This window comes from Streptomyces sp. NPDC002265, assembly GCF_040296125.1.
Lineage (GTDB): Bacteria > Actinomycetota > Actinomycetes > Streptomycetales > Streptomycetaceae > Streptomyces.
The window spans coordinates 1-9,608 of sequence record NZ_JBEOWS010000362.1; the positions used below are offsets into that span (position 1 = coordinate 1).

Annotated in this window: 13 protein-coding genes; 7 read left to right on the top strand and 6 right to left on the bottom strand. The window is 67.8% G+C overall.

Features of this window, described 5'->3' with window-relative positions; translation table 11 throughout:
• Nucleotides 1-141: 141 nt before the first annotated feature.
• From ABT085_RS38905 to ABT085_RS38915, 3 genes are all read right to left on the bottom strand, one after another.
• Nucleotides 142-318, bottom strand: a complete 177-nt coding sequence (locus ABT085_RS38905) for an FxLD family lanthipeptide (protein ID WP_351619414.1) — start codon at nucleotides 316-318, stop codon at nucleotides 142-144.
• 500 nt (nucleotides 319-818) lie between these two features.
• Nucleotides 819-1,481 (bottom strand): hypothetical protein, encoded by a 663-nt coding sequence (locus ABT085_RS38910; protein ID WP_351619417.1) that lies wholly within the window; start codon nucleotides 1,479-1,481, stop codon nucleotides 819-821.
• Nucleotides 1,482-1,807: 326 nt separating this feature from the next.
• On the bottom strand, nucleotides 1,808-2,806 hold the full coding sequence (locus tag ABT085_RS38915; protein WP_351619420.1) for a DUF6415 family natural product biosynthesis protein: 999 nt from the start codon (nucleotides 2,804-2,806) through the stop codon (nucleotides 1,808-1,810).
• A gap of 266 nt (nucleotides 2,807-3,072) precedes the next feature.
• On the opposite strand from ABT085_RS38915, the gene ABT085_RS38920 reads away from it, so the two are divergent.
• Genes ABT085_RS38920 through ABT085_RS38935 form a run of 4 tightly spaced genes read left to right on the top strand, consistent with a single transcriptional unit; the run spans nucleotide 3,073 to nucleotide 5,029 of the window.
• Nucleotides 3,073-3,474, top strand: coding sequence for a hypothetical protein (locus ABT085_RS38920; protein ID WP_351619423.1), 402 nt, complete (start codon nucleotides 3,073-3,075; stop codon nucleotides 3,472-3,474).
• Complete coding sequence (locus tag ABT085_RS38925) at nucleotides 3,452-3,976, top strand: DUF6879 family protein (RefSeq protein ID WP_351619426.1); 525 nt, start codon at nucleotides 3,452-3,454, stop codon at nucleotides 3,974-3,976. The genes ABT085_RS38920 and ABT085_RS38925 overlap by 23 nt, the downstream gene beginning before the upstream one ends.
• A 7-nt stretch (nucleotides 3,977-3,983) precedes the next feature.
• A complete protein-coding gene (locus tag ABT085_RS38930; RefSeq protein WP_351619428.1) occupies nucleotides 3,984-4,838 on the top strand; it encodes a helix-turn-helix domain-containing protein in 855 nt (284 codons plus the stop codon).
• A gap of 11 nt (nucleotides 4,839-4,849) precedes the next feature.
• Nucleotides 4,850-5,029: a DUF397 domain-containing protein gene (locus ABT085_RS38935; protein ID WP_351619431.1), complete on the top strand. Its 180-nt coding sequence runs from the start codon at nucleotides 4,850-4,852 to the stop codon at nucleotides 5,027-5,029.
• An 820-nt stretch (nucleotides 5,030-5,849) separates the two neighbouring features.
• Here ABT085_RS38935 and ABT085_RS38940 read toward each other — a convergent pair.
• From ABT085_RS38940 to ABT085_RS38950, 3 genes are all read right to left on the bottom strand, one after another.
• Nucleotides 5,850-6,158 (bottom strand): hypothetical protein, encoded by a 309-nt coding sequence (locus ABT085_RS38940; RefSeq protein WP_351619433.1) that lies wholly within the window; start codon nucleotides 6,156-6,158, stop codon nucleotides 5,850-5,852.
• A 230-nt stretch (nucleotides 6,159-6,388) separates the two neighbouring features.
• Nucleotides 6,389-6,556, bottom strand: a complete 168-nt coding sequence (locus ABT085_RS38945; protein ID WP_351619436.1) for a transposase — start codon at nucleotides 6,554-6,556, stop codon at nucleotides 6,389-6,391.
• 36 nt (nucleotides 6,557-6,592) lie between these two features.
• On the bottom strand, nucleotides 6,593-6,883 hold the full coding sequence (locus ABT085_RS38950; protein WP_351619439.1) for a hypothetical protein: 291 nt from the start codon (nucleotides 6,881-6,883) through the stop codon (nucleotides 6,593-6,595).
• 105 nt (nucleotides 6,884-6,988) lie between these two features.
• Here ABT085_RS38950 and ABT085_RS38955 point away from each other — a divergent pair, with 105 nt between their 5' ends.
• From ABT085_RS38955 to ABT085_RS38965, 3 genes are all read left to right on the top strand, one after another.
• On the top strand, nucleotides 6,989-8,110 hold the full coding sequence (locus ABT085_RS38955; RefSeq protein ID WP_329524842.1) for an IS630 family transposase: 1,122 nt from the start codon (nucleotides 6,989-6,991) through the stop codon (nucleotides 8,108-8,110).
• Nucleotides 8,111-8,181: 71 nt separating this feature from the next.
• A complete protein-coding gene (locus tag ABT085_RS38960; RefSeq protein WP_351619443.1) occupies nucleotides 8,182-9,045 on the top strand; it encodes a hypothetical protein in 864 nt (287 codons plus the stop codon).
• 199 nt (nucleotides 9,046-9,244) lie between these two features.
• On the top strand, nucleotides 9,245-9,478 hold the full coding sequence (locus tag ABT085_RS38965; protein WP_351619446.1) for a hypothetical protein: 234 nt from the start codon (nucleotides 9,245-9,247) through the stop codon (nucleotides 9,476-9,478).
• Nucleotides 9,479-9,608: the final 130 nt, after the last annotated feature.

Below are 9,608 nucleotides of genomic sequence, written 5' to 3' on the forward strand. Positions count from 1 at the left end.
GCGGGGCCCCCCCACCCCCCCCAACACCAACGGGCTAACCCCTTGTATCCCCCCGGGGGGGGGGGGGGGGGGGGGGCCCCCGGGCCCCCCCCCCCCCGCCGGGGCCCCCCACCAGTCCCAGCCAGGGCCAGACGGTCCAGATCAGGCGACGTTGGTGGTACAGGCGCCGCAGGTGCTGCCGCAGCCGTCGTCGGTCAGGTTCGTCAGCCCAGCGGCGTCGGCGACCTCCAGCAGGCTGACGTTCAGGTCGAACCCGTCCGACGAGGGCACGACCGGCTCCTGGACCTGGGTGGTGCTCTGGGCGGCATTGCGTGTCATGACAACTCCTATTGGTTCAGTTGGTGTTGCGGACGTGATGGTGCTGCCAGAGACCTGGCGGGCGATGCTGTAGCCAGTGGTCCTTCCGGATCGTTCAGGTTCTGGCCAACCCGGCGCGACGTGCGCTCCGGGAAGCTGTGGGCTTGGAACCCGTCCGACGGTCCGCTCGATACGCGGGACCGCCGGGCGGCCGGCTAGATGACGGACACAAGATCGTCCAAAGTGACGCCCTCGCAGTTACGCAGTTCGCGTATGGGCTGGCTCGCCAGGACCCAGCCCATCCGGGGATGCCCCTACACAACCGCCGGTTCGTCCTCCTCGGCAGGAAGTGGCGCAGGGTTCCTTGCGGTGAGGCGATACCGGGAGCCGATGACGCCTGTTCAACAACACTCCCAATGCCTATGCGGGCGGTGGAGTGCATCGGAAGCTGCTCCCTGCGAGTCGAGTGGACCAGCACACCGAAATGGGGATGCACGCAGACGCGCCGGCGGTGGGCTGCGCTACTTCGCAGGCAAGTCGTGGTGGTTGATGAGGGTGTAGGCGCGTAGGCGGCGGACGAGTTGTGAGGCGAGGTACCAGCGCAGGCCCGGGTGCCCGTACGGCAGCGCTTCCCGGCCGTCGGCAGGTAAGGCGCGCAGGCCGCAATCGGCGTACTGGTAGGGCGTGCCGATCACTCCGTAGAGCGGGGCGCTCTGGACGAGGAACACGGTGGGGCGGCCTTGGAGGTGAGGGCACTGTTCGGCTGCGGTTCGGGCGTGCCGGACGCACACCGGAGGCTGGGCGGTGCGGACCACGGCGTCGGCGGGCTGCACCTCGTGCGGTCCGGCGAGGAAGAGGTAGCCGTGGTCGGTGCGGGCGGGCTGGGCGCAGACCTGGCAGCGCAGCTGCTCCATGCATTCGCGCTGCCGGGAGGGGTGGACCATGCGCCAGCGCGGCCGTCCGGTGGGGAGGTTGTCGGGGCCGATGTTCTGGGAGCAGCGTCCCCACAGCACGCCGCGCAGGTCCCGGTCCCCGCTCTGCTCGTTGCGGTAAGCGAGTTGCAGGCGGCCGTCGGGGCCTTGGACGCCGTGCAGTGAGGCGAGGAGGTCGGGGTGTTCGCCTTCACGGCCGGTGATGTAGGGCACGAGCCGGGTGGTGCTCGGGTCGGTGGGACGGGTGGGCATGCGAACGATTCCCTTTCAGTGGATGACGGAGCTGGAGCAGAAGCCGACCGGGCCGGGGCCGGGAACGGCATCACGCCGCGGATGTTGCGCCCGGCGTCGGTGTGGATGCGCCTGGTGCGGTCGCGGACCGATGGGGGTTGGGGCCCGCCCCGAGGCTCGACCTGTCCAGGGTTGGGGCTCGGGGCGGGTGCTGAAGCCCCGTCCCGCCGGGGTCTTTCCGGTCGTCCGGCGGGACGGGAGATACGGGGAGTGGTTGCGACCCTGACCCTGCGGTCGCCGTGGGGCCCCGGCAAGGTCCGGAGCAGGGGGAGAACGTGGTGGCGGGTTCAGTGACGGCGGCGGACGGTGTTCACACAGCGGGCGTGGATGTGGCCGGCGCGTGCTGCGCCGCCGCTGGGGCTGACGTGGTCGTAGGGGATGGTCTGGTCGTGGTGGAGGGGCTGGTCGCAGGCCAGGCACATCGCGACCTCGGCCAGGGCGTCGTGGTGGTCGCACAGCGCGGCCAGGGCCCGGGCGAGACGGCGCGCATGGACGAGCAGGCTGTGCCGCCCAGGTCCGGGCTCGGCACGGAGCCGATTACGGGCCTTGGCGGTGCAGGCGAGGGCCACGTAGCGGGGTACGTCCTCGGCCGGCCGCAGGGCGGCCGCCTGTTCGACCTGCGTGATGAGCAGGCGGGTCTGCGTGCGGAGGAAGTCGGTGAGCGCTGAGAGTTCGCCGTCGGTGAGGGGGAGGGTTTGGTGGTGGGGGAGGAGCAGGCCGATGTTCCGGCGGATCGCGAGGAGGTCTGCGTGGTGGGCGGCGGTTTTGACGTTCACTGGTCTGCTCCGGTCCTGGCTGCTGCCGGGGATGGATGCGGCGGGGGTGGGCAGTGCGTGGCTGGGGATGCCGACGGGCAGCTGCAGTTCGGCCCAGGTGGCCTTGGTGTGGCCGCGGTGGTTGCATCCCCATCGCGCGCTGAGGGCTTCGACGAGCACAAGGCCGCGGCCTCGTTCACTGGTGTCGTCCGCAGGGGACAGCGTCGGCACGTCGACGTCGACGTCGGCGTCGACGTCGACGCCGACGCCGGTGACGGTGAGGCGGGTGCGGTGCGTGAGCGGGCGCTGGACGGTGACTGCTGCGGTGGGACAGGGCGTGTGGTCGATTGTGTTCGTCAGCAGCTCCGACACGATCAGCTGTGCGTCGGCGGTGAGCTGATGCATGTTCCAGGTCTCCAGGGCGCGGGAGACGAAGCGTCTGGCCCGCTGCACCGCCGCGGGCTCGCACGGCAGGAGCACGGTGTATCCGGGTACGTCGGGCAGGTGGGGACCTGCGGCGGTCGTGATCACGGGTTTGTCCCTCCGGCGCGGTGTGCCCGGTCCTGACGGGGGAGGCAGGACCGGGCGCCCTCCACGTCGCCGGGATGGTGCGGGCCGACGCCCGGGTGGTGGTGCGGGCGTCTGTCCGGCGACTGACCACGACGGTAGGACTGCTGTCGTCCAACTCCCAAGAAGCTTGCGCGAGTTTGCAGCAAGCCGATTGACGGGCTTTTACTCCAGGCTGACGATCGATATGTCGCGCAAATTCGAGCAAGGACAAGGACAGGGGACAGACCGTGAAGTTACGATTCCTTGGCACCAACTCCACTGGCGGCGACTGCCCGACGTTGTACGCCACCGACCGGGACAGCTACATCGTCCAGGGCTGGCGGATCTTCGCGAACGACCTGCTGATGCAGCTCGACGTGGGCGAGGGCGAGAGCGCGGTGGAGGTGCCCACCGAGTTGTTCGAGCACGTGAGGCAGGACGGTGTTGCGGCAGGGGGCATTCGGCGTTTCGAGGCTCCGATCATGATCGTCACTGCGCAGGGCACCTGTGTTGTGCAGGGCAAGGCGGTGACCGACGCCGAGGCCCTGTCCCAGATGTCGATCCCGGACTACGAGAGCTGCGTCGAGGTACCGAAGAAAGCGATCACCGCCCTACTGGAGGAAACGCGTGGAGCTGATCTCCAGCGCTGAACGCAACCGGCTCTTCGACCGCTTCCAGTGTGATGCCTTCCATCTGGAGCTGCGGGACGACTACTCCGTGCCTGGCGAGGCGGGACCGTTTCAGAGCTGGCTCGACGGTGGGGACGTCGACTACACCTACCTCACGCCCTGGACCCAGCTCATGCAGCAGGCCACCCGGCGCGGCATGACGGTGCGCAGGGTCCGGGTCGTGACCGAACCCCTGACCCCCTACATCCAGTGGGAACACGCCACGACGGCCATGAACGAGGATGCCGGCGAGGCTGTCCGCTGGCTGCCCCGGCATCTCCTGCCGACGGGCGTCGCCTTCCCCTTCGACGGGCGGGACTGGTGGCTGTACGACGACCGGCTCCTGGCAGTGGGGTATTTCGACGCAGACGGCCGCGTCCTCGGATCGCAGATCATCGAAGATCCGGACGCCGTCGCCCGGTGCGTACACCTGCGAGACCTGCTGTGGGCCAACGCCATCCCCCACAGCGAGTACAAGCGCTGAACCATCCATGACCACACAGGTAGACGAGGCACTCCAAGCGCTCGGCGCCCGGCTGCGCGGCTTCCGCAAGGACGCCGGATTTACCAGCGGCCGGGCCTTCGCGCACGCCACCGCATGGCACGAGTCCAAGGTCTCCCGCATCGAGCACGGAAAGCAGCGCCCCAGCGAGGACGACATCCGTATCTGGTGCGAGAGGACCGGCCAGCACGACCAGCTGGGCGACCTGATCGCGATCGTCCGTCACGTCGACGAGCTGTGGCTCGAGTGGCGCCGCCAGCTCCAAGCCGGAGCCGAGAGACGACAGCACAAAGCCATCCCCGTCTACGCCAGAACCAAGGTGTTCCGCATCTGGCACCCCACCGTCGTGTGGGGAACGCTGCAGACCACGGAGTACGCCGCCAAAGTCTTTCAACAGGTCGTCAACTACTACGAGATCCCCGACGACACCGAAGCGGCCGTCGCCAAGCGTCTCCAGCGCCAGCAATACCTCTACCAAGGCGAGCGGATCTTCAACGTCCTCCTCGGCGAACAGGCCCTCTACACCAACTTCGGCGGCCCCGACGTGATGAAAGGACAGCTCGACCGCCTCCTGGCGGTAATGCGCCTGCCCCGGCTCAGCCTCGGCATCGTCCCCCGCTCCGCCCCGGCCGCGATCTGGCCCGGCAACTCGTTCTCGATGTTCGACGACAAGCTCGTCCTCGTCGAGACCTACTCCGCGGAACTGTCCGTCTCCCAGCCCAGGGAGATCGAGCTGTACGCCAAAGCCTTCGCCCTTCTCCAGCAGTCAGCGGTGTACGGCACCACCGTCCGGGACATCATCCTCACCGCCATCCAGCACTTCGACCGGATACCGAACGACTAGGAGCCAACCCCTTGCCCGAGAAACCCAACTGGCACACCAGCACCTACACCACCCAGGACTCCTGTGTAGAGGTCGCCGACAACGACCCGGACGTCGTCATGGTGCGGGACACCAAAGACCGACGGAACGGTGTCATCTGCTCTCCGCCACCGGTATGGACAACCTTCGTAAGCTACATCAAACAGCAGTAGAGCACCCGATACTGCAGGGTTCCTCCGACGACGCCAACCGCGAACGGGCAGTTCCTGCGCGACAACGCCATGAAAGAAACAGGACAGGGGTGCGGGGGACCAAGCAGGGCGCGGCGCTGTGACACGCCAGCGGCGGCCTGCACGCTGCGCCCAGAACGGTCCCTCCGTCGCTGCCTGCGTGTGCGGGGGAGTGGTGGGTTGGGAAGCCGCGCGGCTGCCCCAGCGCCGCCTGGCCGAGGACGACCAGCACCTCCTGCAGCGCCAACCAACGCGCCGGGTCCGCTATTGCGGCCGTACCGCTCAGCACGGTCGGCCACGCCACCTCAAGGCGCCGACCCCCGCCGCTGCAAACCGAGGACGATCTCGGCGCCGTCCTGACGTGGTGTACGAGCGGGGCATGCAAGCGTTCATTCAGACACGCTCTATGAGCGGGCCAGCATCCCCGTTCTCAGGTGCGCAGCCGAGTGCGCACCAGGGGAGGGGGTGCGCACTCGGTGCGCAATTCGGCTGCGCAATGCCTGGCTTGCATGGTCGGGTCTGTGGTCGGGGTGTGCGCAGTCGTGGTCGGGCTCATGGTCGGGGCGTTGCGCAGCTCTCTTTGCGCAGGCGGCGCAGCCCAGCCTGCGCCGCAACGACGGCTGCGCACCCGCAACCTCCCTCCTGCAGCAGCGGTCTGCGCAGCGGCTGCGCAACGTTGTGTCCTGCAGGGTCGGGTTCGTGGTTGGGGAGTGTGCAATCGTGGCCGGGGTTCGTAGCCGGTGTGGTCGGACTTGTGGTCGGGGCTGTGGCTGGGCACTGCGCAGGGCTGCGTGGCCCGAGGTCACGGGTGCACGGAGTGCATCCAGCCGACTCTTTGGTCGGGGTTGCGCAGCGGCCTCCAGACAGGCGCTGACGGCCCGTCCCGCAACAGATCGGCCAATGGCGCCGCCAGGGCCGGAACCTCCCGCAGGAACGCCGCGGCAGACAGTTCCCCGGCGGCCGCGTGCAGGGCGCTGATGCGGGTCTCGATGCCGAGGGGTCCGGTGTTGTCCAGGACGAACAGCAACCGCGGGAAGAGCGGGTAGCTGCGCCGCCACGCTTCTTGCCGTTCCTGAAGGAATCCCGATCGTCGGCCGGCCAGCTGGGGCACGTGGGCGTGCAGGCCGCGGGATCTGCCGATGGCGTGGTCGTCCGGCTCGCCGGCCGGGGCCCCTTCTTACGGGCTCCGGCCGCGTGCTGGTGGATCCGCACGATCGTGGAGTCCACGGAGACGACCCAGTTCAGGTCATCATCAGCATCGGCCCGGGCAACCAGCGCAGTGAACACCCTGTCCCAGGTGCTGTCGACGGACCACATCCGTAGCCGGTTGCAGACACCTCGTCAGTTGCCGTACTTCTCCGGCAGGCGCACCCACTGTGATCCGGTCTGGAACTTCCATGTAATCGCGTCGATTACCTCTCGGTGGTCCCGCCACCGGCCACCCCGCTTTGGCATCCAATCTGGGAGCAGGGATTCGATCCGCGCCCACTGCGCGTCAGCCAACGGCACACCTTGACTAACGATCCGGCGATCTGGAGGGAGCAGCTACGCGCTGTCGGCGCCATCGGGCCTGCTGGCAGCGGACCACCAGGTGATCACTCGAGTGGCCATCGCTTCGGGTTGCAGGCCGAGAGGATCGAGTCCGAAGTGATACTGCAGCTCGTGTCGCAGAAACTCACCGATCTCCGTCTGGTTGGCACCGCTGCGGAGTCGCTGAAGCAAGGGGGCGAGCATGCAGTCGTACTCGTCCTGCACATCCTCGGCGACGCCGATCGGATCCCACTCATTGAGCAGATGCCGCAGGTCGTTCTCAGTGGATGGGGTCCATGACTGCATCACCCCAGGGTGCCACCCGGAAGCTCCTGCCGATCACTCGCCCCCATCTTGATCCAAACGAAACTCCCTAGTGTCCTGCGCCGGAGATCCGTCGTTAGTTTGTGTATGACTGCTTCTGCGGATGTGCCGGTGCCTCGTCGTGGCCCGAAGTTGGAACCGTTGTTGTTGTCGCCCGATGAACGCGTGGTGTTGGAGCGTTGGGCCCGCAGGGCGTCATCTGCGCAGGCAGTGGCCTTGCGGGCCCGCATCGTGTTGGCATGCGACGGTGCTGATGTGCCGCCGATTGTTGTGGTGGCACGGGAGTTGCGGATCGCGGCGGACACGGTCCGCAAGTGGCGTCGTCGGTTCCTGGCTGCCCGCCTGGACGGGCTGGTGGACGAGCCCCGGCCGGGCCGGCCGCCCACCATCAGCGTGGACCAGGTGGAGGCAGTCGTGGTCAGCACGCTGGAGGAGATCCCGAAGAATGCCACGCACTGGTCTCGTGCATCCATGGCCGACCGCAGTGGCCTGTCGAAGTCGACCGTGGGACGGATCTGGCGGCGGTTCCAGCTCAAGCCGCACCTGAGCGACACGTTCAAGCTGTCGACGGACCCGTTGTTCGTGGAGAAGGTCTACGACGTGGTGGGCCTGTATTTCAACCCGCCCGAAGGTGCGGTGGTCCTGTCGGTGGACGAGAAGTCCCAGATCCAGGCGCTGGACCGCTCACAGCCCGTGCTGCCGATAATGCCGGGCATGCCCGAGCGCCGCACACATGACTATGTCCGTAACGGTCTGACCACCTTGTTCGCGGCCTTCGACGTCGCCACCGGCGAAGTCATCACCTCACTGCACCGTCGGCACCGGGCCGCGGAGTTCAAGAAGTTCCTCATCAAGATCGACAACGAGGTCCCCGCGCACCTTCAGGTCCACTTGATCTGCGACAACTACGGCACCCACAAGACCCCGGCCATCAAGACATGGCTGGCCAAACACCCACGGTTCCACCTGCACTTCACACCCACCGGCTCCTCCTGGATCAACCAGGTGGAGCGATGGTTCGGCTTCCTCGCGGACCAGAAGATCCGCCGCGGCGCCCACAAGAGTGTGCGTTCCCTGGAAGCCGACATCCGCGCCTGGGTCAAGCAGTGGAATGAGAATCCGACCCCGTTCACCTGGACCAAGACAGCCGAAGAGATCCTCGACTCACTCGCCCGCTTCTGCCAACGAATCTCCGGCGCAGGACACTAGCTGGACGCTGAACGATCGGTGCCGTCCATGCGTCGGAGGAGGGACACGACGGTCGCAGAACTGGGGTGGAGATGCGCAAGGGGTTCGCGGTGACGGTGGTGCTGCTCGGCTTGACGGCCGTTGGGTGCGACGGCGGGATGCGGGACGGCCTCGTCGTCACCGGCACGCCTCCGGCCACGCCGTACGCCGGGCGGCTGGACGTGCCGTTCAAGGAGAGCGCCGATGGCGGCGCGGCAGAATTCGAGGAGAGTTCGGGTGCGGCCGGACGTGCACTGGAGTGCGACGGTGAGATCTACTCGGGCAGCGGGGGTGACGGGTGGGGCAAGAGCGACGGCGGCTCGACACCGGAGGAAGGTCTGAACGCGTACTTCGACATGGACCAGTCCGAACTACCCGACCGCGGCTACCGGGTGGAGCGCAAGGGCGAGGGGCGGGTCCTGTTCTCCTACGACGTCGGAGGCCAGACCAAGGTCGCCGTCGTCGTCGCCAAGGACCAGCCGAACCGGCCCGGTTGGGGCCCGGAGACCAGCGCCTCCTGCGACCCGTCCGAACTTCCGGCGAGCTTCACCGACACCAAGTTCGAAATCTGGACCGACCGGGACGGCCGGCGCGTGCCCACGACGACGGTGGGCAGCTATGCGGGGCCGGAGCACTGCGACTGGGAGAGCGTGCATTTTCTCGCGCTGGACGAGGGCGAGGACGCCAGGCAGTACGCCCGCGATCCGGACGGGGCGCTGGGGGATGGTGAACTGCTGACCTCCGCTTACGACGGAGACGTCCGTATGCCCGCCGACGCGCGCGACACCGGATACCGCTTCGGCGACTGGGCGCTGTGGCTGACGGACGACAAGGCCACGGCGTATGTACGCACGTCCGGTCCGTCCGGCGCGGTGGAAGCGTGGCCCGCCGCGAAGGAGCGGGTGGCCTGCAAGTGAGGGGCGAGCGGCTGCTGTACACCGACACTGCTTGAGGATCCCGGTGACATGACCGCGGGATCGCCAGGTGCGCCGCCGCTTCACCACGCGCCGTTCGTCCGTGCGCAGAAGCCCGAGGCTTGCCCATATCCAGGTCGGGCAAGCTACCGCCCTCCCTACCATTCTCCTACCGGCACGTGCGATGCGCTGCGCATTATTTGTGCAGGTCAAACCCCTTGTCTGTCCCCGACCACGCCTGCCCTACAACATCTGGCGGATCGACAACCGGCTTCGCCTGGCCGCCACGCCTCCCGAGTTGCGGCACCCGGTGAGCGAGTACTTCCGGCGCAACTTCTCGATCACCACGAGCGGGCATTTCTGCACGCCGAGCCTGCTGGCCGCCATCGCCCTCCTCGGCGACGACCGGGTCATGTCCAGGCTGCGGCCCCACTGAGGGCGGTCAGGGTTGCGGCGGTGAGGCCGCTGAGAGGATGGCGTCCCGCTTGATGGTGTAGCCGATCAAGGCTGGGGCGTGCGCCCGGGGCGTGTGTCGATAGGGATTCCGCTCCCTGCCCAGCAGGCGG